Source organism: Verrucosispora sp. NA02020 (assembly GCF_013364215.1).
Classification (GTDB): domain Bacteria; phylum Actinomycetota; class Actinomycetes; order Mycobacteriales; family Micromonosporaceae; genus Micromonospora.
Map to the genome: position 1 here is coordinate 3,283,159 of NZ_CP054923.1, position 21,926 is coordinate 3,305,084.

Annotated in this window: 20 protein-coding genes; 17 read left to right on the forward strand and 3 right to left on the reverse strand. The window is 71.5% G+C overall.

The annotated features are described in order from the left end of the window. Positions 1 to 44: 44 nt before the first annotated feature. The 3 genes from HUT12_RS14405 (at position 45) to HUT12_RS14415 (ending at position 2,274) form a co-directional block, all read left to right on the forward strand. Positions 45 to 1,004, forward strand: coding sequence for a carbohydrate ABC transporter permease (locus tag HUT12_RS14405; RefSeq protein WP_176093708.1), 960 nt, complete (start codon positions 45 to 47; stop codon positions 1,002 to 1,004). Next, positions 1,001 to 1,834 (forward strand): carbohydrate ABC transporter permease, encoded by an 834-nt coding sequence (locus tag HUT12_RS14410; protein WP_131055423.1) that lies wholly within the window; start codon positions 1,001 to 1,003, stop codon positions 1,832 to 1,834. Before HUT12_RS14405 ends, HUT12_RS14410 begins: the two co-directional genes overlap by 4 nt. A gap of 122 nt (positions 1,835 to 1,956) precedes the next feature. Then, positions 1,957 to 2,274: an L-rhamnose mutarotase gene (locus HUT12_RS14415; protein ID WP_161595024.1), complete on the forward strand. Its 318-nt coding sequence runs from the start codon at positions 1,957 to 1,959 to the stop codon at positions 2,272 to 2,274. Positions 2,275 to 2,330: 56 nt separating this feature from the next. Here the strand turns inward: HUT12_RS14415 and HUT12_RS14420 are convergent, their stop codons facing one another. Beyond that, a complete protein-coding gene (locus HUT12_RS14420; protein ID WP_131055419.1) occupies positions 2,331 to 3,461 on the reverse strand; it encodes a mandelate racemase/muconate lactonizing enzyme family protein in 1,131 nt (376 codons plus the stop codon). Positions 3,462 to 3,591: 130 nt separating this feature from the next. Between HUT12_RS14420 and HUT12_RS14425 the strand changes: the two genes are divergently transcribed. The 8 genes from HUT12_RS14425 to HUT12_RS14460 are packed head-to-tail and all read left to right on the forward strand — an operon-like array spanning position 3,592 to position 10,223. Beyond that, a complete protein-coding gene (locus HUT12_RS14425) occupies positions 3,592 to 4,527 on the forward strand; it encodes a thiamine pyrophosphate-dependent dehydrogenase E1 component subunit alpha (protein WP_176093709.1) in 936 nt (311 codons plus the stop codon). Continuing rightward, positions 4,520 to 5,500 carry an alpha-ketoacid dehydrogenase subunit beta gene (locus tag HUT12_RS14430; protein WP_131057882.1) on the forward strand — a complete coding sequence of 327 codons (981 nt, stop codon included), beginning with the start codon at positions 4,520 to 4,522 and terminating at the stop codon, positions 5,498 to 5,500. The genes HUT12_RS14425 and HUT12_RS14430 overlap by 8 nt, the downstream gene beginning before the upstream one ends. Continuing rightward, positions 5,497 to 6,258, forward strand: a complete 762-nt coding sequence (locus HUT12_RS14435; RefSeq protein WP_176093710.1) for an SDR family NAD(P)-dependent oxidoreductase — start codon at positions 5,497 to 5,499, stop codon at positions 6,256 to 6,258. Before HUT12_RS14430 ends, HUT12_RS14435 begins: the two co-directional genes overlap by 4 nt. Positions 6,259 to 6,301: 43 nt before the next feature. After that, on the forward strand, positions 6,302 to 7,621 hold the full coding sequence (locus tag HUT12_RS14440) for a hypothetical protein (protein ID WP_161595002.1): 1,320 nt from the start codon (positions 6,302 to 6,304) through the stop codon (positions 7,619 to 7,621). Further along, a complete protein-coding gene (locus HUT12_RS14445; RefSeq protein WP_161595003.1) occupies positions 7,618 to 7,917 on the forward strand; it encodes a YciI family protein in 300 nt (99 codons plus the stop codon). The genes HUT12_RS14440 and HUT12_RS14445 overlap by 4 nt, the downstream gene beginning before the upstream one ends. After that, a complete protein-coding gene (locus HUT12_RS14450; RefSeq protein ID WP_176093711.1) occupies positions 7,914 to 9,485 on the forward strand; it encodes a hypothetical protein in 1,572 nt (523 codons plus the stop codon). Before HUT12_RS14445 ends, HUT12_RS14450 begins: the two co-directional genes overlap by 4 nt. A 57-nt stretch (positions 9,486 to 9,542) precedes the next feature. Beyond that, positions 9,543 to 9,821 carry a helix-turn-helix transcriptional regulator gene (locus HUT12_RS14455; protein ID WP_131054497.1) on the forward strand — a complete coding sequence of 93 codons (279 nt, stop codon included), beginning with the start codon at positions 9,543 to 9,545 and terminating at the stop codon, positions 9,819 to 9,821. 12 nt (positions 9,822 to 9,833) lie between these two features. Further along, positions 9,834 to 10,223 (forward strand): VOC family protein, encoded by a 390-nt coding sequence (locus HUT12_RS14460; protein ID WP_131054498.1) that lies wholly within the window; start codon positions 9,834 to 9,836, stop codon positions 10,221 to 10,223. A gap of 73 nt (positions 10,224 to 10,296) precedes the next feature. Here the strand turns inward: HUT12_RS14460 and HUT12_RS14465 are convergent, their stop codons facing one another. Next, a complete protein-coding gene (locus HUT12_RS14465) occupies positions 10,297 to 10,977 on the reverse strand; it encodes a lytic polysaccharide monooxygenase (RefSeq protein ID WP_201272429.1) in 681 nt (226 codons plus the stop codon). A 262-nt stretch (positions 10,978 to 11,239) separates the two neighbouring features. Continuing rightward, positions 11,240 to 12,061, reverse strand: a complete 822-nt coding sequence (locus tag HUT12_RS14470) for a helix-turn-helix domain-containing protein (RefSeq protein ID WP_131054499.1) — start codon at positions 12,059 to 12,061, stop codon at positions 11,240 to 11,242. Positions 12,062 to 12,163: 102 nt separating this feature from the next. Between HUT12_RS14470 and HUT12_RS14475 the strand changes: the two genes are divergently transcribed. The 6 genes from HUT12_RS14475 to HUT12_RS14500 all read left to right on the forward strand — a co-directional run bounded on the left by HUT12_RS14475 (position 12,164) and on the right by HUT12_RS14500 (position 21,926). Then, positions 12,164 to 13,078 (forward strand): oxidoreductase, encoded by a 915-nt coding sequence (locus tag HUT12_RS14475; RefSeq protein ID WP_131054500.1) that lies wholly within the window; start codon positions 12,164 to 12,166, stop codon positions 13,076 to 13,078. A gap of 129 nt (positions 13,079 to 13,207) precedes the next feature. Next, a complete protein-coding gene (locus HUT12_RS14480) occupies positions 13,208 to 13,576 on the forward strand; it encodes a hypothetical protein (protein ID WP_131054501.1) in 369 nt (122 codons plus the stop codon). A 144-nt stretch (positions 13,577 to 13,720) separates the two neighbouring features. Beyond that, positions 13,721 to 13,888 carry a hypothetical protein gene (locus tag HUT12_RS14485; protein WP_161595004.1) on the forward strand — a complete coding sequence of 56 codons (168 nt, stop codon included), beginning with the start codon at positions 13,721 to 13,723 and terminating at the stop codon, positions 13,886 to 13,888. Then, positions 13,885 to 15,480 (forward strand): sensor histidine kinase, encoded by a 1,596-nt coding sequence (locus HUT12_RS14490; RefSeq protein WP_176093713.1) that lies wholly within the window; start codon positions 13,885 to 13,887, stop codon positions 15,478 to 15,480. Before HUT12_RS14485 ends, HUT12_RS14490 begins: the two co-directional genes overlap by 4 nt. Then, the gene (locus tag HUT12_RS14495; RefSeq protein WP_131052233.1) at positions 15,477 to 16,154 is read left to right on the forward strand and encodes a response regulator transcription factor; all 678 of its coding nucleotides are present in this window, start codon (positions 15,477 to 15,479) and stop codon (positions 16,152 to 16,154) included. The genes HUT12_RS14490 and HUT12_RS14495 overlap by 4 nt, the downstream gene beginning before the upstream one ends. 471 nt (positions 16,155 to 16,625) lie before the next feature. Next, positions 16,626 to 21,926, forward strand: a complete 5,301-nt coding sequence (locus HUT12_RS14500; protein ID WP_176093714.1) for a type I polyketide synthase — start codon at positions 16,626 to 16,628, stop codon at positions 21,924 to 21,926.

The window sequence follows — 21,926 nt, forward strand, 5'->3', positions numbered from 1 at the left end:
GCCGGGCGCCACCCCACCCGCCAGCCTCCGGGGAGGACAGCCCGATGAGCATCTCCACCGCGTCGGCCGCCGATTCGGCCGTCGCGACGAACCCACCCCCGCCGGTACGCCACAACCGGCGACCCCGGCACGCCCGGGAATGGTGGCTCGGCGCCCTTCTGGTCCTGCCGGGAATGGCCCTGGCGGTCACCTTCAAACTGGTGCCGCTGATCCGGGGCGTCATCACCAGCTTCGAATCCTCCAGCGGGTTCGGCGACAGCTCCTTCGCCGGCTGGGACAACTACACCCGGATGTTCGACGACCCGGTGGTGCTGGCCAGCTTCCGCAACGCCCTGCTGGTGGTGGCCACCCTGCCGGTCTGGATCGTGCTGCCGCTCGTGCTGGCGGTGCTGATCCACCAGCGGGCACCGGGCTGGAAGTTCTTCCGGGCCGTCTACTTCGTCCCGTACACCATCGCGCCCATCGTGGTCGGCATCATGTTCCGGCAGATCCTCAGCCCGGACGGACCGATCAACGCCCTGCTGCGCGCCGTCGGGCTGGAGCCGCTGGCCATCGAGTGGCTCAACGGGCAGAACAGCGCGCTCTTCTCCCTCGTCGCGGTGGCCCTGTGGAGCTTCTTCGGCCTCGGCGTGATGACCTACCTGGCCGGGCTCGCCACCATCCCCGAGGAGGTGCTGGAGGCCGCGTACCTCGACGGGGCCAACTTCTGGCGGCGCCTCTACTCCGTCGTGGTGCCGATGCTGCGCCCCACCGTGGCGTACTGGAGCGTGCTCTGCGCCTCCGGCGTGCTGATCTGGCTGTTCCCGCTGATCTACGCGTTGACCCAGGGCGGCCCCGGCAACGCCACCATGCTCCCCGAGTACCTGGTCTTCCTCACCACCTTCCAGTTCCTCGACCGGGGGTACGGCTCGGCCATCGGCATCGCCCTGTTCGTCTTCGTCGCCGTGTTGTCGATCTTCAGCGTGCGGCACATGTTCAAAGAGGGGACCCGGAAGCCGCGATGAACCGGCGACACTCCGCCCAGATCGGGCGCTACCTGTTGGTCTTTGCGTTGGTGGTGGTCGCGGTGGCGGCGCTCTACCCGCTGCTGTTCACCGTGGTCAGCTCGCTCAAGACGCAGACCGGGTTCGCCCGGGACCCGCTCGGACTGCCGGCCGGGATCACCTTCGAGAACTACGTCGAGGCGTTCAAGCGGATGAACATGCCCCGACTGCTGTTCAACTCCATCATCACCACGGTCGGCGGACTGGTGCTGTCGGTGCTGGCCGCCATGCTGATCGCGTACACGGTGACCAAGCTGCGTTTCCGGGGCGGCAAGCTGGTCTTCCTGTTCATCATCATCACCCTGACCATCCCCAGTCAGGCGATCATCTACCCGCTCTACCAGACCGTGCTGGACCTGGGCATGTCCGGGGAGTACCAGGGCCTGATCCTGGCGTACGCGGCCTTCGGTCTGCCGCTGGGCACGTACCAGCTCGCCGGCTACTTCCAGCAGGTGCCCGACGAGCTGATCGAGGCCGCCCGCGTCGACGGCGCCGGACACTTCACCATCCTGTTCCGGCTGCTCGCCCCGATCGCCACCCCCGCACTGGCGGCGCTGGCCATCTTCAACTTCGTCTGGATGTGGAACGACCTGTTGCTGCCGCTGGTCATCATGGGCGGCTCGGACTCCAAGACGCTGATGGTCGGCGTCTCCCTGCTCAGCGGCCAGTACGACGTGTCGGTGCCGCTGGTCAGCGCCGGCCTGATCGTGGCCCTGCTCCCGGTGCTCATCATCTACCTGGTGTTCCAGCGCCAACTCGTCTCCGGTGCGCTCGCCGGCTCCGGCAAGTGAGCACACCGGCCGACCGGCCCGACCCGGATACTCCTCACTGTCCGGGCGCGGGTCACCCCGGTCCCGCCCCCGATCCCGGCACCGGATCGGGGGCGGGACCGGCCCGTGGGCCGGGAGTGCAGGTGTGCCACCTGTACCGCCTGCGTCCCGGGGCGGAGGCCGAGTACGAGCGCCGGCACGTCGAGCTGTGGCCGGAGATGGCCGCCCTGCTCGACGAGGCGGGCGTGTACGACTACCACATCTACCGGCACGGTCTGCTGCTGATCTGTGTGCTGCGGACCCGGTGGGGCTTCGCGCACGCCGGCCGGGTCACCGGCGCCTCCGAGGTGCAGGCGCGCTGGACGGCGTCGTTGTCGCACCTGTTCGCCGAGATCGCCGACGCCGACGGCGAGCCGCTGTGGGCGTATCCCGTCTTCCACCATCCCGGCCGTCGGATGTAAGGAGGGGTCCCCTGCTAACGCCTCGTGTATAGCAGGGGACCCCTCCTTACATGCGTCTAGACGGCGTATGCGATGGAGCCGTCGGCGCGGTGGGGGATGCGGGTGAGCGGACGGCCGGTCAGGTCCAGCGGGGTCTCGTCGGTGAGGTCCAGGGTGACGCCGAGGCCGGGCTCCTCGGGGATGGGCAGGAAGCCGCCCTCGCGGCGCACGCAGGCCCGCGCCGGACCGTCGGCGAGGGTGTCGTCGAGCGGGGAGTACTCCTGGGTCACGAAGTTCGGGATCGCCGTGTCCAGGTGCACCGAGGCCATGGTGAGCAGCGGTCCGAGGCAGTTGTGGCTGACCACCGCCGCGTGGTACGACTCGGCCAGCGCGGCGATCTTACGGGCGTGGCTGATGCCGCCGGCCAGGCCGAGGTCGGGCCGGACGTACTGGGCCCCGCCCTGCGCCAGCAGCTCCTTGAACTCCCAGATGGTGTGCAGCCGCTCGCCGTTGGCCATCGGCACCCCGAGCGCGCGGCGGCTCAGCTCAGCCTGGCTGCTGACGCTGTCGATCTGGATCGCGTCCTCGACCATCAGCGGGTGCAGCCGGCCGACCGCCGGGACGACCGCCTCGGCCTGCAACGGGGTGAGCTTGCGGTGCAGCTCGATGAGCAGGTCGACGTCGGATCCGACCGCGTCGCGGACGGCGGCGGTGGTGGCCTCGGTGTCGGTGACCAGTCGGGCCAGCGACAGGTCACCGTAGTCCGCCGGCAGCGGGTCGAACTTCACCGCGGTGAACCCGTCGGCGACCGCCGCCGCGGCCTGGGCGGCGAGGTCCTGCGCGCCGGTGCCGGGCAGCAGCAGGTGCAGGCGGATCCGGTCGCGGACCCGACCGCCGAGCAACTGCCAGACGGGTACGCCGAGACGCTTGCCGAGCAGGTCCCAGAGCGCAAGGTCGATCGCGGAGACGGCGGCGGTGAGCACCGATCCCCGGAACGGTCCCATCCGGTACAGGTGGTGCCAGTGGTACTCGATCCGGCTCGGGTCGGCGCCGAGCAGGTGCGGACGGAACGCCTCCACGACCGCGTGGACCGCTCCCGGATACCCCCAGCAGGCGGACTGTCCGACGCCGACCAGTCCGGTCGAGGTGTGCACCGCGACGAAGTGCGCGTCGCCCCGCACCACCGACTCGACGGCGGTGATCTCCATGCTGCCCCCAAATTAGAGCCCTATAACGGCCACAAACTTGCTCATGCACTCTTCCATAGCATGATGTCCCTGGTCTAGGCTCCAATCCGAACGAGCCGGAATAGGGCTCTAATTCATCTATGGGGGTGTGATGGGTCTGCCGGACGACTACCGGGCGATGGCCCGGATCCGCCGGTTCGAGGAGCGGCTGGCCGCCCTCAAGGACGACGGCGAGATCCCGGGCTCGATCCACCTGTGCAACGGTCAGGAGGCGATCCCGGTCGGTGCCGCCCGCGCGCTGCGCGACGGTGACCACGTGACCGCGACCTACCGGGGGCACGGCTGGGCGCTGGCCCGGGGCGTGGACATGACCGGGCTGTTCGCCGAGATGATGGGTCGTGACTCGGCGGTCAACGGCGGCCGGGCCGCCTCGCCGTACCTCTCCGACCCCGGACGCTGGTTCATGGGGGAGAACTCCATCGTCGGCGCCGGCGTACCGATCGCCACCGGTGCCGCGCTCACCGCGCAACGCACCGGCAGCGGCGCGGTCTCGGTGGTCAGCATCGGTGACGGCGCGATGAACCAGGGCAACGTGCACGAGGCGATCAACCTCGCCGCCGTGCTCGACCTGCCGCTGGTCCTGGTGGTGGAGAACAACGTCTACTCGGAGATGTCCCGCATCGAGGACATGGTCCGCATCCGACAGCTCGCCGAGCGCGCCGCCGGGTACGGGATCCCCGGCCGGGTCGTCGACGGCAACGACCCGGACGCGGTCGCCGAGGCCGTCGCCGAGGCGGTCACCCGCGCCCGCGAGGGCTCCGGCCCGTCCATCGTGGAGGCCATGACCGAGCGCCTGGTCGGCCACTACAGCGGCGACGTGCAGCATTACCGGCCGGCCGGGGAGATCGCCGCCGCCCGCGAACGCGAGCCGCTGGCCCGCATCCGGGCCGCCGCCGACGCCGCGCTGACCGCCCGGCTCGACGCCGTCGACGCGGAGGTGGAGGCCGAGGTGGAGGCCGCCGTCGTGGCCGCCCGCGAGGTGCCGTTCCCCGACCCGGCGACCATCAAGGAGTACGTCTATGTCTGAGTCGCTGCGGTACATCCAGGCCGTCAACGCGGCCCTGGCCTGGTCGCTGGAGAGCCGATCCGACACCGTCTACTTCGGTGAGGACGTCGCCCTGCCCGGCGGCCCGTTCGGTGCCACCAAGGGACTGCACAAGCGGTTCGGCAGCGACCGGATCTTCGACACCCCGATCTCCGAGACCGGCTTCCTGGGCATGGCGCTCGGCGCGGCCATGACCGGTCTACGACCGATCGCCGAGATCATGTACGCCGACTTCTCCTTCGTGGCGATGGACCAGATCGTCAACCAGATCGCCACCATCCGCTACTCCAGCGCCGGCCGGTGGAAGGCCCCATTGGTGATCCGGATGCAGCAGGGGTACTCGCCGGGCGCCTGTGCCCAGCACTCGCACTCGGTGGAGGCGTACTTCGCGCACACCCCCGGCCTGCGGGTGGCGCTGCCGTCCACCCCGGACGACGCGTACCAGATGCTGCGTACCGCAGTCGTCAGCGACGACCCGGTGGTGGTCGCGGAGGCCCGGATGCTCTACCCGACCCGGGGCCCGGTACGCACCGACGCACCGGTCGAGCCGATCGGTGGCGCCCGCGTGGTCCGCGACGGCCGGGACGCGACCGTGGTGGCCTGGTCCCGGATGGTCCCGGCAGCCCTGGCCGCCGCCGACCAGCTCGCCGCGGAGGGGATCGAGACCGAGGTGATCGACCTGCGGTGGCTCAACCCGCTGGACTTCGACACCGTCGGCGCGTCGGTCGCGCGCACCGGCCGCCTGGTCGTCGCCCACGAGGCGAACCTGACCGGCGGATTCGGTGCGGAGATCGCCGCCCGGGCCGCGTCCGAGTGCTTCGCCGACCTGCGGGCCCCGGTGGCCCGGGTGGCCGCCCCGGACGTGCCGATGCCGGCCGCCCCGGCATTGCAGAAGGCCGTGGTGCCCGAGGCGGAACACGTCGCCGAGGCGGTCCGCGGAACGGTCCGCCGGTGACCGGCGTCGCCCCGACGGCCGGCCTGCTCACCGGCCGCCGGGTGGTCGTCGTCGGCGGTGCCTCCGGCATCGGGCTCGCCACGGTCCGGGCCGCCGCCACGGCGGGCGCGGCCGTCGCGGTGCTCGACGCCGACGCCGACGGTGCCGCCGGTGCCGCCGCGCAGGCCCGCGCCGTCGGGGCGACGGCCGTGGCCCACGCCGTGGACGTGACCCGGGAGACGCAGGTCGCCTCGGTGCTCGACGCGGTCGCCGCCGACCTCGGCGGCATCGACGCGGTGCTGCACGTCGCCGGGATCATGCGCGGGCAGGGCACCGACGTCACCGACCTGCCGCTGGAGCTGTGGCAGCGGGTGATCGAGGTCAACCTGACCGGACCGTTCCTGGTCGCCAAGCACGCCGTACGGCACCTGACCGACGGTCACGGGGTGCTCGTCCTGGTCGGCTCCAAGGCCGGCGTGCTGACCGGATCCGGGTCGGTACCCTACGGCGCGAGCAAGGGAGGACTGCACGGCCTGGCACTGACGCTGGCCCGGCACCTCGGTCCACGCGGGATCCGGGTGCACACCCTCTGTCCCGGTGACATCGACACACCGCTGATGCGGCGGTCGCTGGACGAGGCACGGACCAACGGCACCGACGGTGCCCAGGTCGCCCGGATCGAGGCGGCGCTGGGTCGTCCCGAGGACGTGGCGTCGGTGCTGACGCTGTTGGCGGCACCGGCCAGCGCCGGCATCGCCGGCACCGTCTACACCGGCTGAGCAGCCCGACCGACGGCGAGGGTGACGACGTGGAGGCGGCAGCGTGATCGGGATCATCGGCCCGGAGGACTCGATCCGGCTCGTGCAGGAGGTGGCGGCCGGGGAGGGCCGTGCGGAGGAGGTGACCACCCGCGCGTACACCGACCCTGAGCAGGCCCCTGACCTCGCCCGTGAGCTGGACGACCTGTGCCAGGTGCTGCTGTTCACCGGGCGCATCCCGTACGCCTTCGCCGCGGCGGCCGGTGGGCTGCGTGCCGAGATCGACTACATCCGGCACGCAGGGATCGACCTGTACCGCACCCTGTCCCGGATGCTGTTGGCCGGCGGCGGGCAGTTGCCCCGGGTCAGTGTGGACACCATCGAGGCGGAGACCGTCCGGGAGACGTACCACGACATCGAACTGAGCCCGCCCACCGACATCCTGCCGATCGCCGACTCGTCCGGCCTGCTCTTCTCCGGTCTGGCCGAGATCACCGCCTACCACCGCGAGCGGTACGAGTCCGGCGCCGTCGAGGCGTGCCTGACCTGCCTCGGCGCGGTGCACCGGGAACTGCGCGAGCGCGGGGTGCCGGTCTGGCGTGTCGAGCACACCCGTGCCTCGGTCCGCGACGCGCTGCGCCGAGCCTGGCTCGCCGCCGAGGTACGCCAGTCCCGGGCCACCCAGATCGCGGTGATGATGATCGAGGTGGCCGAGTCGGCGAACCGTCCGCAGGACCCCTACCAGGCGGAACGGCAGCGCCTGCGGCTGCGCGAGGCACTGCTGGAACACGCCGAGCGGATGCGCGGGCGACTCAACACCATCGACGACCGGACGCTGGTCATCACCACCAGCCGGGGCACCGTGGAGAGCGCCATCGCCCGGCACCGGGCCGGGCACGCCTCGCTGCTCAGCCTGCGCGGAGTCGACGGCGACCACACCGTCGGCTTCGGCGCCGGCACCACCATCGCCGCCGCCGAGGCCAACGCCCGACAGGCTCTCGCCCTGGGCCGGGGCGGCGAGACGCACGTGGTCTTCCCGGACGGGGAGATCTACTCCACCCGGGAGAGCGCGGTCAAGCAGCGGCTGCGCGAGACCACCCCCGGGGTGCTGCGGGTATCCGAGCAACTGCGCCTCGGGCCGCTGTCCACCCGGCGTCTGCTGGAGGCGCTGCACCAGATGGACCCCCACCAGGTGACCGCGCGGGGTCTGGCCGACGCGTACGGGGTGGAGACCCGCTCGGCCCGCCGGCTGCTCAAGGCGCTGCGCGCGGCCGGGTTCGCCGAGGAGGTCGGCGTGCACGTCAGCACCGGCGCGGGTCGGCCGCAGAGTGTCTACCGGGTGGCCCTGCAACGCCTCGTCGGGGCGATCGGGGCGGACACGTGATCTTCGAACCGACCTTCCTGGTCACCGCCACCTTCGCCGCCGACGCGGTCCACCGACGCGAGCCGCACCGCACGGCCCACCTGGCCCACGTACGCGGACTGCTCGCCGACGGCACCGCCCTGCTCGCCGGGGCCCGCGCCGATCTGAGCGCCTCCGTCCTCGTGCTGCGGGCACCCGACGCGGCGGCCGCCCGCGCCCTCGTCGCACACGATCCGTACTGGCGACACCGGGTGTGGACGGCTCTCGACGTCGTCGACTACCTGGCCGCCACTCCGCAGTCCCTCGGGAGGTCATGATGTCGTACCGCCAGATTTCCGGCGTCCGGGTGCACGGCACCGAGCACGCGCCGTTCGCGGCCACCCTGCTGGTCGAGACGCTGGGGGAGGGGCCGGAGCCGGTCCGGTTCGTCCCCGACCCGACGCTGCCCGAGGGCGGCTTCCGGGTCGAGGTGCCGGCCACCGGGGAGATCCGCGTCGTCGGCGATCCCTTCGCCGGCCTGGTCTACGCCGTCCGGGACCTGCTGGCCCGGGCCACCCCGGCCGGCCTGCCGGTCGGGTCACACCAGAGCGCACCCGGGCTGCCGCTGCGGACACTGTGGACCTGGGACCACTCCACCAACTGGGACCTGCGCCAGCTCGGCCAGCAGGAGATCGGCGCGCTGAACCCGTATGCCAAGGGCGCCGACGCCTTCGGGGCCGACTACCGGCGACTGGTGGACTTCTGCAGCGCCGAACGCATCGGCGGGATCGTGGTCTACGGGCTGCTGCGGGACGCCCACGGTGGCGTCGAGGCGGCCCGGGACCTGTGCGAGTACGCCAACGCCCGGGGCGTACGCATCATCGCCGGGGTGGGCATCAACGCCTACGGCGGCATCTACTTCGACGGACGGCACCGCTACAACCTCGCGACCTGGCTGCGGCAGCGCCCCGATCTGGCGGCCGAACTGCCGAAGAAGGTCGGCTTCGACATCGACGAGTTCGGCGACCTGCACTTCCCGGCCAGCGAGTACATGATGGCCGCCTGCCCGTCGCAGCCGGAGAACCTGGCGTGGCACCGGGACGCCATCGACTGGCTGCTGGACACCCTGCCGGTCGGCGGGATCAACTTCGAGACCGGCGACTACGGTAGCTGCGCCTGCGCGCGGTGTGTCGACCGCACCGGTGGCGAGCGCACCTCCTGGTCGTACGAGGCGATGCGGTCGGTGTACCCGACCCTGCTGGACACCGCCCGCCGACCCGGCCCGGCCGGGGTGCCGCTGCGCCACCTGGTCGAGGTCTACTGGGACAACATCTTCGACCTCGACGCGCAGGGGCCGCTGGCCGACCTGCCCGACGACGTGGCGTACCAGTACTGCGTCAACCGGGGCTTCTGGTACGACAACCGGGACCGGTTGACCGCCGAGCACGTGGCGGCACTGCCGCACCGCACCAACGTGCTGCGCACGCACGCGGGGTCGCAGTGGAACCGGCAGCGGCACTCGTGGGTGCCGGAGATGTACACGGACATGGCCACCCGGACCGCCGCCGCCGGCATGCGCGGGTTGACCATCTTCGCCGAGGCGTCCGCGTACCACCCGACCAACGAGATCAGCTACCTGGCGTACGCCAGGTTCTCCTGGAATCCGGGGCTGACCTGGGCCGACTTCTGGCGTGACGAGGTCGCACCCCGGTTCGGCGGGTCGAGCGAGGCGGAGGCGTTCCGCGACGGCGCGGCGCTGCTCGACGACCCGGCAGCCGGGGCGGAGGCGTTGCGCAAGGTGGGTGGCGACGCCCTGTCGATGGTCGCCGCCACCAGCGGAGAGGTGCAGCGTCGCTGGTTGTGGCTGGCCGAGCGGACCGTCCGGCACGCTCACTCGGTCGGCTGAGCCGGACGGCGCGTGGCGGCTTGACAGGCAAGTAGGCACTTGCCTATAACTGTGTCGGTGGACGCGGAACCGGATCTGTTCAAGGCCCTCGGTGACGCGACGCGGCGCATCATCCTGGACGAGCTGGTCGACCGGGACGGCCAGACCCTGTTCGAGATCTGCGGCCGGTTGGCAATGAAGCACGGCCTGACCTCGTCGCGTCAGGCCATCTCGCAGCACCTGGCGGTGCTCGAACAGGCCGGGTTGGTGCACGTCCGGCGACAGGGCCGGTACAAGTTCCACCACATCGACACCGGCCCGCTGCGCGCGATCGCCGAGCGGTGGCCCACCGACTGAGAGGAAGCAACCGTGCTTCGCATCAACATCACCAGCGTGGTGGTCGACGACCAGGCGAAGGCGCTCGCCTTCTACACCGAGAAGCTGGGCTTCGTGAAGAAGACCGACGTGCCGGCCGGTGAGGCGCGCTGGCTCACCGTGGTGTCCGCGGCCGACCCGGACGGCGTGGAACTGCTGCTGGAGCCGGAGGGCCACCCGGCGGCCCGACCCTTCAAGGAGGCGCTGGTCGCCGACGGTATCCCGTACACCCAGTTCGCCGTCGAGGACGTCCACGCCGAGGTCGAACGCCTCAAGGGGCTGGGTGTGCGGTTCGTCCAGGACGCGACCGACCTGGGCCCGGTGGTCACCGCCGTGCTCGACGACACCTGCGGCAACCTGATCCAGATCGCCGCGATGAAGTAGCGGGTACGCGGCGGCTCCGGCCCGGGACAGGTCCCGAGCCGGAGCCGATGCCGCAGTGGGCGGTGTTACCGGATCAGCCGAAGTTCACGTCGCTGCACCACATGTACGCCTGGTCGAGGTGGGAAGCCTGCCAGATGACGAACACGATGTGGTGTCCGGTGTATCCGGACGTCGAGACGTTGAAGGTGATGTTCTGAGCCGGGGCGTAGCGCCCGGTCTGCGTGATGAAGTCCAGGTTCCCCCAGCCGAGGGTCTGGGTGGCGGGGTTGAACCCGTTCTTGCTGACGTACACCCGGAAGTAGTCGGCGCCGTGGCTCGCCTGGTCGTGCAGCTGGACCGTGAAGTTGTTGCTGATGTTGGTCCGCTTCCACGCCCCGGGCTGGTTCAGGCTGTTGTTCCGGGACAGGCCGTTGCTGCACAGCTGCCCGTCGGGAGTGCGGGCCTGGAAGTTGCCGCCCAGCCCGTCCCGCAGCGCGCTCATCCAGTTCCACATGGTGTCCGGGTTGGACTGGAACGCCTGCCAGCACATGGGGTCCTGCTGCTGCATGGCCGGGTTCGTGTGGTTGCTGCCCCAGGTCTGCCAGCACTGGTACGCCCGCGACGCCGGGTTGATGATGGTGCCGTGGGCCTGTGCGGTCCCGACCCAGGGGATCATCCCGGCCACCAGGGCGAGCAGCAGTACGAGCGCCCGAAGGGGCTGGCGGGCAGCGGGCCGGACTCGCGGGCCGGATTGGTCGGGCTTGTGTGAACGCACGTTACGTCCTCCGTTCAGCGATCGGATCGATGTGGGAGCGCTTCCAAGGCCCAGCATTACACCGATGTTTCCGATTATCAACGATGGTCGATGAAAGATCGATGTGGGCGGACTGGATGCGGTTGGTCCGAGTCGCCCGCAATCGCAGCTCAGCGGGGCTTTCAGGATGGATGGACCAGGCTCGCCGATCGCCCGAGATTAGATTTCCGGAAGTCGATTCCTGTCCGGTTCGCACTGCTGTGGTCGGGGTGGGTCGCCGCCGTCACCCGGCGTACGCGGCGAGCAGCGACAGCCGCTCGGCGGCGGCACTGCCCGGTGCGGCGGTGTAGGCGATCAGGATCGGCCCGGTGCGTCCCGGCGGCGTGTACGCGTCCCAGTCCAGACGCAACTCCCCGACCTGGGGATGGGCGAAGACCTTGCTGCCGTGGACCGACTCGCGTACGTCGTGACGGGCCCAGAGCCTGCCGAACTCCTCGCTGCGGATGGTCAACGTGCCGACGATCTCCTGCGCGCGCGGGTGCTCCGGATCGACGGCCACCGCCGCGCGCAGGAAGCCCAGATAGTCCAGCACCGTCTCCCGCCACCCGGCGCACCGGTCGCGCGCCTCGGCATGGGTGAACATGTCGATCAGCACGTTGCCCGGGCCGATGCCCGGGTAGAGCGCCGTGGCCATCCTGTTCCAGGCGAGCAGGTCCAGATGACGGCTGACCACCACGGCCGGGGTGTGCAGGCTGTGCAGCAGCCGGTGGATGCTCTCCGGGACGGTCTCCCGGGAACGGCGCCGGGGAGTCGGCGGCCGCTGCGCCCGGCGGGCCAGCGCGTGCAGGTGACGGGTCTCCTCGGCGTTGAGGGCGAGCGCGCGGGCGATGCCGGTCAGCACGTCGTCGGAGGGGCGCACGTCGCGTCCCTGCTCCAGACGTTGGTAGTAGTCGGTACTCACGCCCGCGAGCAGGGCCAACTCCTCGCGGCGCAGGCCGGCGACCCGGCGGCGCGGCCCGGGAGTCAGACCGAGATCCTCCGGCCGCAGCCGGGAGCGGCGGTTGCGCAGGAAGTCCGCCAACTCGCGGGCGTAGGCCGTGGTCACCCCCCGAGTCTGCCGGTCCGGTCCGGCCGCAGGGTAGGTCCGGTGGTCCCAGGTTGGCGAGGTCTCTCCGGCCGACCGCGCCACCTCCTAGCGTCGACGACCATGCCGAACTGGACCGAAGAACAGATTCCCGACCAGCAGGGACGCCGGGCGGTGGTGACCGGGGCGAACTCGGGCGTGGGGCGGGTCACGGCCCTGGAACTGGCCCGCCACGGCGCCTCGGTGCTGCTCGCCGTGCGCGACGTCGCGGCCGGTGAACAGACCGCCCTCGACATCCGACGCCGGGTGCCGGGGGCCGACGTCGAGGTGCGGAGACTGGACCTGGCCTCGCTCGACTCCGTCCGCGCCTTCGCCGCCGCCCTGCCCGGACCGCTCGACCTGCTCGTCAACAACGCCGGGGTGGCGCTGACCGGCGCCCGTCCGGCCCCGACGGCGGACGGATTCGACATGCAGATGGGGACCAACGCACTCGGCCCGTACGCGCTGACCGGCCTCCTGCTCGACCGGTTGACCGCCGGACGGCAGCCTCGGGTGGTCACCGTCTCGTCGATCGTGCACCGGCGGCGCGGCCTGGACCTCGCCGACCTGAACTCCGAGAAGTCCTACCACGGCCCGACGGCGTACTCGAGGTCCAAGCTGGTCGCGACCATCCTCGGCCTGGAGTTGGACCGTCGGCTGCGTGCCTCCGGGTCACCGGTGATCAGCGTGCTCGCCCATCCCGGGATGACCCGGACCAACCTCACCCCCCGCGCGTTGGCCAACCGCTCCGTGCTCCTGCGTGCCGTGGGTCGACTCAGCCCGCTGCTGATCAGCCGAGTCGAGGCGGGTGCCAGACCCCAGCTCCACGCGGCCACCGCGACGGGCGTACGCGGTGGGCAGTTCTTCGGGCCGCGCGGTTTCCAGGAGATCCGTGGGCCGGTCACCGAGGTGCGGGCGAGCGCGACGGCACAGGACCCGGAGAACGGCCGGCGTATGTGGGCGGAGGCCGCCCGGCTGACCGGCGTCCGATATCTGTGAGCCGCTGGCGGACAGAGCGCGGTCGCACTTTCGTCGTACCGCGCCGCGTCGCGGATCCGACGAAGCACTGACGATTCGGCGGTCGATTCCCGAGACGCTGGACCTCCCCATCACGACGGAGGAACTGTCATGCGAAAAGTCGGCCTCGTCATCGCCGCCGTCATCGTGGTCCTGTGCGGTGGCATCGGGTGGACCGTCTACCAGGCGATCGCGCTGGGCAAGGAGGTGCTCGGTGCCGGCGTCACGCGGGAGCAGTTCGACGCGCAGCAGGTGGGGGCGGCGGAAGCGGACGTCCGCACCGCCCTGCCCGAGCCGCTGAGCGGGATGCGCGACAAGGACCTCTACCCCGACGACCCGGGGCGGCAGGGCATCCCGGCCGGCGCCTCGTGCATTTATCACACCGTGGCGCCGTTGGGCGAACCGGGCCCGGAGTTGTGGCGATTCTGCTTCGTCGACGGGACCCTGGCCGAGAAACGGGGCATCACCATTCCCGAATGAGCGGGACACGGAGAGAAAGCCGCCGCCCGGGTGTTCGCCGCCCGGGCGGCTTCTCGTGACGGACGCGGGTCAACGAAAGTGCGAGGCGTGGTTCCGTCGTCCGCCAGACGCCGACCCGGACCGGCTGTCGCGACACTGTGGAGCATGACAGCGATCGTGCACGCGGAGGTACGGGACACCCTCGACAGCGCGGGCTGGGCGGCGTCGGCCAGGATCTACCGGAGGCGGACCGGTGCCGGGCTGCTGGAGGCGTACGAGGCGGTCGACCGGATCGGCCACGACGAGACCCGAGGGCGAGGACCGACCCGATGACCGTGGGCAGTCGCACGTTGCTGTGGGTGACCCGGTGGCGGGAGCGGGCCGGTCTGAACGGGGTGTGGCGGTGGGTCTACGAGATCGCCCTGGTGCTGCTGGTGACCGTGGCGGCGACGATCGCGGCGGCCGTCACCGACTGGTACCCGTCGATGCCGTGGCTGGTCGCGGTGACCACGCCGATCCTGATGGTGCTGCGGTTGACCAGTCCGCTGCCGGCCTACGTCGCCGCGGCTCTGGTCGGTCTGGGCACCGGCGGGCCGAGCGGCCTGCTGCTGGTGGTGCTGAGCGCCTCGCTCGGCTACCGCCTCGCCCGGTGGTGGCAGGTCGCGGCCGGGCTGGTGCTGGCCTGGGTCTGCTTCGTGGGGTCCATCGTATGGACGGACCCGCTGGGCGTGGACCTGGTGGTGATGTACTCGGCGTTGTTCGTGCTGATGGCGGCCTTGCCGGCCGGTGTCGCGCGGCTGGTCCGTCGCCGGCGGGTGCTGCTGGCCGCCCTGCACCACCGCAACGTGCAGTTGCACCGCGAGCAGAGTGAGGTGGCCCGGCGGGCGCAGACGCGGGAGCGGGCCCGCATCGCGCGGGACCTGCACGACTCGCTGGGACACAAGCTCACGCTGATCTCGCTCTACGCAGGGATGCTGCGCACCGCCGACGACGACGGGCGATCCGAGGCCGCCGATCTGGTCCGCCAGACGTCCTCGGCGGCGATGACCGAGTTGCGGCAGATCCTCGGCATCCTGGGGCAGGACGACAGCCAGTCCACGGTGCGCCCACTGACCGGCCTGGACGATCTCGCCACGCAGGCACGTGCCTCCGGTGCCGAGGTGGAGATCGTCCGGGAGGGGGAGTCCCGACCGCTGGCGGCACTGACCGAGCACGCCGCGTACCGGGTGATCCAGGAGGGCCTGACCAACGCGCTGCGCCACGCCCAGGGCGGCGCGATCGTGCTGTCGCTGCGGTACGAGCCGGACGCGCTGGTAGCCGGGGTGACCAACACCGTGGGGCGGCGGGTCGTGCGGGCCACCTCCGGCCAGGGACTGCTCGGGCTGACCGAACGGGTCCGGGTCGCCGGCGGCATGCTCTATCACGGGTCGACCCTGGACGGCGGGTTCCGGCTGGCGGCCACGTTGCCGTACCCGGGTGACGAACGCGCTGCGCCCACCGCCGCGCACCGGCCGCCGCCCGCCGCCGAGCCGGAGGCCGACTTCGCGGTGCTGATGGAGCGCGACCGCCGCCGGTCCCGGCTCGTCCTCGCCGCGACCGCGCTGTCCGTCGCCGGTTGCCTGGTGCTCTGCGTGGCGGGGATCTGGCTGATGACGGCGCTGGTCATCGTCGACCGCGACACCTACGACGCGGTCCGGATCGGACAGTCCGAAGCCGAGGTACGCGATCTGCTACCGGATGCCGACGTGGCGGTGGCCGAGGTCGTCGGTGGTCGGGACGTACCCGGCGCCGTCTGCGTCGACTACCATGCGTCTATCCTGGACCGGCACGACACCGACGCCGACCTCGGCCAGACCCTCTACCGGTTCTGCTTCCGCGACGGGGTGCTCGTCGACAAGCAGATCTTCCAGGAGCAGCCGTCATGACCGCACCCCGGCGGGTCCTGCTGGCCGACGACGACTCGCTGATCCGTACCGCGATCCGGACGATCCTGCACCCGGCCGCCGACATCGACCTGATCGCCGAGGTCGCAGACGGGCGGGCCGCCGTCGAGCAGGCCGTGCGGCAGCGTCCGGACGTGGCGCTGCTGGACATCCAGATGCCGGCTCTCGACGGTCTGGCCGCGCTCCGGGAGATCCGCCGTCTGGTGCCGGCCGTCCAGGTGGTGATGCTGACGACCTTCGGTCAGGACGAGTACGTGGCGCAGGCGCTCTCCGCGGGTGCGGCCGGCTTCCTGCTCAAGGAGTCGGCCGCCGACGAACTCGCGTACGCGATCCGCGCCGCCGCGACCGGCAACGCCTACCTGTCCCCGAAGATCACCCGTCAGGTCCTCGACCGGCTACCCGCCGCGACCGTGCGGCCGGAGGAGGACCTGGTCAAGGTGGGCATGCTCAGCATCCGGGAACGCGAGGTCCTGGTCCTGGTGGCCCAGGGCCTGTCGAACGCCGAGATCGGCCAGCGGCTGTTCGTCTCCGAGGGCACCGTCAAGACGCACGTCTACCGGGTGTTCGCCAAACTCGGCTGCGACAACCGGGTGCAGGCCGCGATGTTGGCACAACGGGCCGGGCTGTTGGAGCCGCAGGCGGACTCGCCACGCTGACCGGAACGCGTGTGCGGCAACCGGGTTGCCGACCGCGTCGACCGGCCCTTCTATCAATCGTTTACATCGCGGTCAAGCGCGTAAATCACTGTGCCGTTGTTTTGTGTGGAAGTCGTCGTACATCGCGCTCGGACGCCGGCCCGGCCCTCCCCTGACAAGGCGAAATGCGGACCGCCAGAATTTCACGGGCTATGTCGGGAAGATGGATATTTGCGTTAACGGCAGAAGAACCCGTTCGGCGGCACCTGTAACATTATTCCGGACAAAGCGGCTATTCCTTGTGGGTGGCGGGCAGAAATATCCCCTCATAAAGCGCGAATCGGATGGTTATGTCAAGCTCCTTGACATCCCTTAAACGCAGCTTGTAACGTGCGTTGCGCTGGCTGATGTTCATGAGTCAAGAGCTCGGTTAACCGCTTTGCCCGACGGGGGTAAGAATTGACGGCGGAAGACAGGAATTCCTCTGCGCCGATGCGCTACGACGAATTGGCCGACTGGCTCCTCGCGGAAATCGGCCGCCTCGTAGGTCGTGATCCCGCCACCATCAGGCAGGACGACAAATTCTCCAGCTACGGGCTGGACTCGCTGCGGGCGACGCATCTCGTGAAGGCTCTGGCCGACCTGCTCGGCCGACCGGTGCCGGTGACGCTGCTGTTCGCCAGACCGACCGTCCGCAGCCTGACGACCGGCCTGCTGGAGGGCGTGCTCGACGGCGCCCTTGTCACCGGAATCGCGGCGCCCGCCGCCGCGCCGACGACCATCAACGACCCGATCGCCGTCGTCGGCCTCTCCTGCCGGCTACCGGCCGGTGACGGACCCGCCCAGTTCTGGCGTGCCCTGCTCGACGGGTCGGACGCGGTGCGTCAGGTGCCGCCGGACCGGTGGAACCCGGAGTCGCCGGTCGGTGGGGGACCGGCCGACCCGGCGACGGCCGTCACCGCGCAGGCTGGGTTCCTCCCCGGCCGCATCGACGGCTTCGATCCACTGTTCTTCGGCATCTCGCCCCGCGAGGCCCAGGAGATGGACCCCCAGCAGCGACTCTTCCTGGAGGTCGCGTGGGAGTCGATGGAGGACGCCGGCCTGGCCGACGGGCGACTCGACGGTAGCCGTACGGGCGTCTTCGTCGGCGCCATCTGGCACGACTTCGCCGACCTGGCCCAGCGTGCCGCGTCCCGGCTGACCTCGCACTCGGCGACCGGACGTGCGCTCAACATGGTGGCCAACCGGCTGTCGTACGCCCTCGGGCTGCGCGGACCCAGCGTCGTGGTCGACAGCGCCTGCTCATCGTCGTTGCTCGCCGTGCACCTGGCCTGCCAGAGCATCTGGGCGGGAGAGTCCACGACGGCCATCGCCGGTGGGGTCAACCTGCTGCTCGACCCCACGTCCATGGTGGCGCTGACCCGCTTCGGCGGGCTGGCGCCCGACGGCCGGTGCAAGGCGTTCTCCGCCGACGCGGACGGCTTCGGCCGAGGGGAGGGCGCCGTCGCGCTGGTGCTCAGGCCCCTGCGCCTGGCGCTGGCCGACGGCGACGACATCTACTGCACGATCCGGGGCTCCGCGACCAACAACGACGGCCGCAGCAACGGCCTCACCGCACCGAACCCCGTCGCGCAGGAGGAGGTGCTGCGCGAGGCGTACCGGCGGGCGGGCGTCGACCCGGGCGAGGTGCACTACGTCGAGACGCACGGCACCGGCACCATGCTCGGCGACCCGATCGAGGCCGGCGCCCTCAGCGCGGTGCTCTGCGCCGACCGGCCACCGCAGCAGAACCTGGTCATCGGCTCGGTCAAGACCAACATCGGGCACCTGGAAGGCGCGGCGGGCGTCGCCGGCCTGCTCAAGGCCGTCCTGGTGCTGCGGCACCGGGCGATCCCGCCGAACCTGCACTTCGACCGGCCCAACCCGCACATCGCCTTCGACGACCTGCGGCTGCGCGTACCCACCGAGGTGGAGCCGTGGCCGGCGCAGCAGCCGCCGCTGGCCGGCGTGAGCGCGTTCGGTTGGGGCGGCACCAACGTGCACCTCGTGCTGGAGGGCTGGACAGAACCCGCCCGGATGACGGTGCCGCCCGTCGAGAGAACCCGACCCGAGGGCACCCGTCCCCGGGTCGCTTTCGTCTGCTCCCCGTACGGTCAGCAGTGGACGGGCATGGGCCGCGACCTCTACCGGACGGAACCGGTCTTCCGTGCCGTGGTGCGGCGGTGCGACCACGAGTTCCACCGGCTGACCGGCATATCCCTGGTCGAGGAGATGTTCCGGGACCGGGGCCGCGAGGACGCCGAGGACGTGGGCGTCATGCAGCCACTGCTGTTCGCCGTCCAGGTCGGCCTGGCCGCCTGGCTGGAGGACCGGGGGATACGGCCGGACGCGGTCGTCGGACACAGTCTCGGCGAGGTGGCCGCCGCGGTCATCGCCGGCATCCTCGACCTCACCGCCGCGGTGCACCTCATCCACCACTACAGCGACCAGCAGCGGCGGGTGGCCGGCACCGGCGGCGGCATGGCACTGGTCGAACTCTCCGCCGCCGAGGTGACCGCCCTGCTCACCGAGCGCGGCCTCGCCGCCGTGGTCGCCGCCGAGAACGGACCCCGCTCCACCGCCCTCACCGGTGACCGGGAGACGCTGCGGACGCTCGTCGCGCAGTGGAAGGCCGACGGGGTGCTCTGCTCGTTGATCCGGGTCGACCTGGCTGCGCACGGGCCGGCGATCGACCTGGTCAGCGACGACCTGCGGACCGCGTTGGCCGGGCTCACCCCGCGCCCCGGACGCCTACCGATGATCTCGACGGTGACCGGCCGCCCGCTCGACTGGCGGCAGGCCGGCGCCGACTACTTCGTCCGGAACCTGCGCCAGCCGGTGCTGCTCGCCGACGCCGTCCGGTTCCTCCTCGACGACGGCCACGACCTGTTCCTGGAGATCAGTGCCGCTCCGGTGCTGCTGCCCGCGCTGCGGCAGAGCGTCGAGAACGTCGACCGGCCCGCGCAGGTGCTGCCCACCCTGCGCCGCGACGACGACCACGGCCTGGCGGAGACGCTGGCCGAGTGCCGCGCCCTCGGCCTCGACGTCCGCCCGCCCGCCCACCACGAGGACACCGCCGAACTGGTCACCCTCTCCGCGCAGCACCCGCAGGCGCTGCGCGACCTGGCCCGGCAGGTCGCCGCCGGGATCGGCACCCCGGCGGAACACCCACCCTCCATGGCCGACCTGGCCGCCGCCGCGCTCCGCCGTTCCGGACAGTCGCACCGGCTCGCGGTGGTCGCCCACCAGGTGCCCGAACTCGCCGAGCACCTGGGCCGGTTCGCCGCCGGTGAACGCGTCGTCGGCCTCGCCGTGAGCGACCGGGCGGTCGACGCGCCGCCGCGTACCGTGTTCGTCTTCCCCGGTCAGGGCTCCCAGTGGGTGGGTATGGGGCAGGGTCTGCTGGGCCGCGCGGAGGCGTTCGACGCCGCGATCCGCGCCTGCGACGCCGCCTGCCGCCCGCACCTCGGCCGGTCGGTCCGCGACCTGCTGCGCCAGCCGCCCGACGCCGCGAGTTTCGGCCCGATCGACGTGGTGCAGCCCCTGCTCTTCTCGGTGCAGGTCGCGCTCGCGGCACAGTGGCGTGCCTGGGGAGTGACCCCCGACGCCGTCGTCGGCCACAGCATGGGCGAGGTCGCCGCCGCACACGTCGCCGGCATCCTCAGCCTGGACGACGCCGCGCAGATCATCTGCCGACGCAGCCGGCTGATGCGCCGGCTCAGCGGCCAGGGCGCGATGCTCGCCGTGGAACTGACCGTCGACGAGGCCCGGGAGGCGATCAGCGGACACGAGGCGGTGGTGTCCATCGGGGTGAACAACAGCCCCCGCTCCACCGTGCTCTCCGGTGACGTGGCGGCCCTCACCGGCATCGCCGAGACGCTGGAACGCGCCGCCGTGTTCTGCCGGTGGGTCAACGTCGACGTCGCCTCGCACAGCCCGCAGATGGACGTGCTCCGCGACGACCTGCTGGCCGCGCTCGACGGGCTCACCCACCATGCCGCCCGCCTCCCGCTGTACTCCACGGTCACCGGCACGGTCGTGCACGGCACCGACCTCTTGCCCGACTACTGGGTCGACAACCTGCGCGAACCGGTGCTCTTCGGCGACCAGATCGCCCGACTGCTGGCCGACGGTGCCGGCGTGTTCGTGGAGGCCAGCCCACACCCCATCCTGCTGCCGGCGGTCGAACAGGTGGCCGCCGCCTCCGACGGCACCGTCACCGTCCTGGCCAGCATGCGTCGGCACGAACCGGAACGGGACACCCTGCTGTCCACCCTCGGCGCCCTGCACGTGGCCGGTGTTTCGGTCGCGCTCGACCGGGCACTCACCCCCGGCGACGCTCGGGTCACGCTGCCGCCCTACCCCTGGCAGCGGGAGCGGTACTGGCCGGAGGGCATGGCCGGCTTCGACGGCGGCGACACGCCCCCGCCCGTCGCCGCGCCGACCGGAGCCGCCACGGCCGTGCTCGCCGACCGCCTGGACTCACCGATCGTCCCCGGGCACCACTACTGGCAGATGCGGTACGACGCCGACACCGCCGCCATCGGGGACCACCGGATCGGCGGCCAGGTCGTCGTCCCCGGCGCGCTCTATGTGGACGTCGCCCTGCGCGCCGCCGCCGAGACCCTGCCCTGCGCCCCGTCGGTCCTGTCCGACCTGGTGTTCAGCCAGGCGCTGGCCATCCCTGACCGGGGCAGCCGCCGGGTGCAGGTCACCCTCGACGCCACCACCCGTCCGGCACAGCTCCAGGTCTTCGGCGTCAGCGACGACGGACCGACGCCGGTGATGCGTGTCCTGCTCACCGCCGCCACCGGGGACCCACCACCACCGGTGGACCCGGCCGCCGTGGCCGCCCGTACGCCCACCCTGGTCGAGGGGGCCGCCTTCTATGCCGACCTCGCCACCCGGGGACTGCGCTTCGGCCCCGCCTACCAGGGAATCCTGGAGATCCGCCACAACGATGTCGAGGCGCTGGCACGCATCGGGTCGCCCACCACGGCCGCGCTGCCGGACACCCGCGTGCATCCCGCCGTGCTGGACGCCGCCCTGCAGTCCGCACTCGCGCCGCTGCTGGCCACGGCGACGCCGGACACCGCGTACCTGAGCACCGGCGCCGAACGCGTGGTCGTGCACCGGGCCCCGGGCACCTCAGCGTGGGCGCACGCGGTGCACCGGCCGGTGTCCGACGAGCGGTACCCGGTCGCGGACGTACGCCTGTTCGGCTCCGACGGGGAACTGTTGGTCGATCTGCGCGGGCTCGGTCTGGTGCGGACCCGTGGCCTGCCCGTCGAGGCGTCCCCGGACGACACCACCCCGACGCAGCTCGCCACCGGGCCGACCCTGGCCGAGGTCACCGACCCGCAGCAGCGTCGCGCGCTGCTGGCCGCAGCGGTGCTGACCCACGTCGCCGAGGTCGTCCGCCTGCCGGAACACCGCCTCGACGAGGGTACGCCGCTGCGCAGCATGGGCGTCGACTCGGTGATGGCGCTGGAACTGCGGCACCGGCTGGAACGGCTCACCGGCCTGCGCCTGTCGGCGACGTTGATCTACAACCACCCGACCATCGACCAGATCACCCGCCATCTGGCCGACCGACTCGGCCAACCGGAAGACGCCCGGCAACCGGCGGCGGCACGCCGACCCGAGCCCGCGCCGACGGCGACACCGACGCCTGCGGACGAGTCGCTGGACAGCCTCGAAGCGGAGCTGGCGGCGGAACTCGCCGAGCTCAACCGACGGATGGAGATGATCTGA

Excerpts from the sequence above, each read along its gene's own strand:
- HUT12_RS14405 (WP_176093708.1), top strand. The coding sequence starts at position 45 with ATGAGCATCTCCACCGCGTCGGCCGCCGATTCGGCCGTCGCGACGAAC.
- HUT12_RS14410 (WP_131055423.1), top strand. The coding sequence starts at position 1,001 with ATGAACCGGCGACACTCCGCCCAGATCGGGCGCTACCTGTTGGTCTTT.
- HUT12_RS14420 (WP_131055419.1), bottom strand. The coding sequence starts at position 3,461 with ATGGAGATCACCGCCGTCGAGTCGGTGGTGCGGGGCGACGCGCACTTC.
- HUT12_RS14425 (WP_176093709.1), top strand. The coding sequence starts at position 3,592 with ATGGGTCTGCCGGACGACTACCGGGCGATGGCCCGGATCCGCCGGTTC.
- HUT12_RS14430 (WP_131057882.1), top strand. The coding sequence starts at position 4,520 with ATGTCTGAGTCGCTGCGGTACATCCAGGCCGTCAACGCGGCCCTGGCC.
- HUT12_RS14450 (WP_176093711.1), top strand. The coding sequence starts at position 7,914 with ATGATGTCGTACCGCCAGATTTCCGGCGTCCGGGTGCACGGCACCGAG.
- HUT12_RS14475 (WP_131054500.1), top strand. The coding sequence starts at position 12,164 with ATGCCGAACTGGACCGAAGAACAGATTCCCGACCAGCAGGGACGCCGG.
- HUT12_RS14480 (WP_131054501.1), top strand. The coding sequence starts at position 13,208 with ATGCGAAAAGTCGGCCTCGTCATCGCCGCCGTCATCGTGGTCCTGTGC.
- HUT12_RS14485 (WP_161595004.1), top strand. The coding sequence starts at position 13,721 with ATGACAGCGATCGTGCACGCGGAGGTACGGGACACCCTCGACAGCGCG.
- HUT12_RS14490 (WP_176093713.1), top strand. The coding sequence starts at position 13,885 with ATGACCGTGGGCAGTCGCACGTTGCTGTGGGTGACCCGGTGGCGGGAG.
- HUT12_RS14495 (WP_131052233.1), top strand. The coding sequence starts at position 15,477 with ATGACCGCACCCCGGCGGGTCCTGCTGGCCGACGACGACTCGCTGATC.
- HUT12_RS14500 (WP_176093714.1), top strand. The coding sequence starts at position 16,626 with ATGCGCTACGACGAATTGGCCGACTGGCTCCTCGCGGAAATCGGCCGC.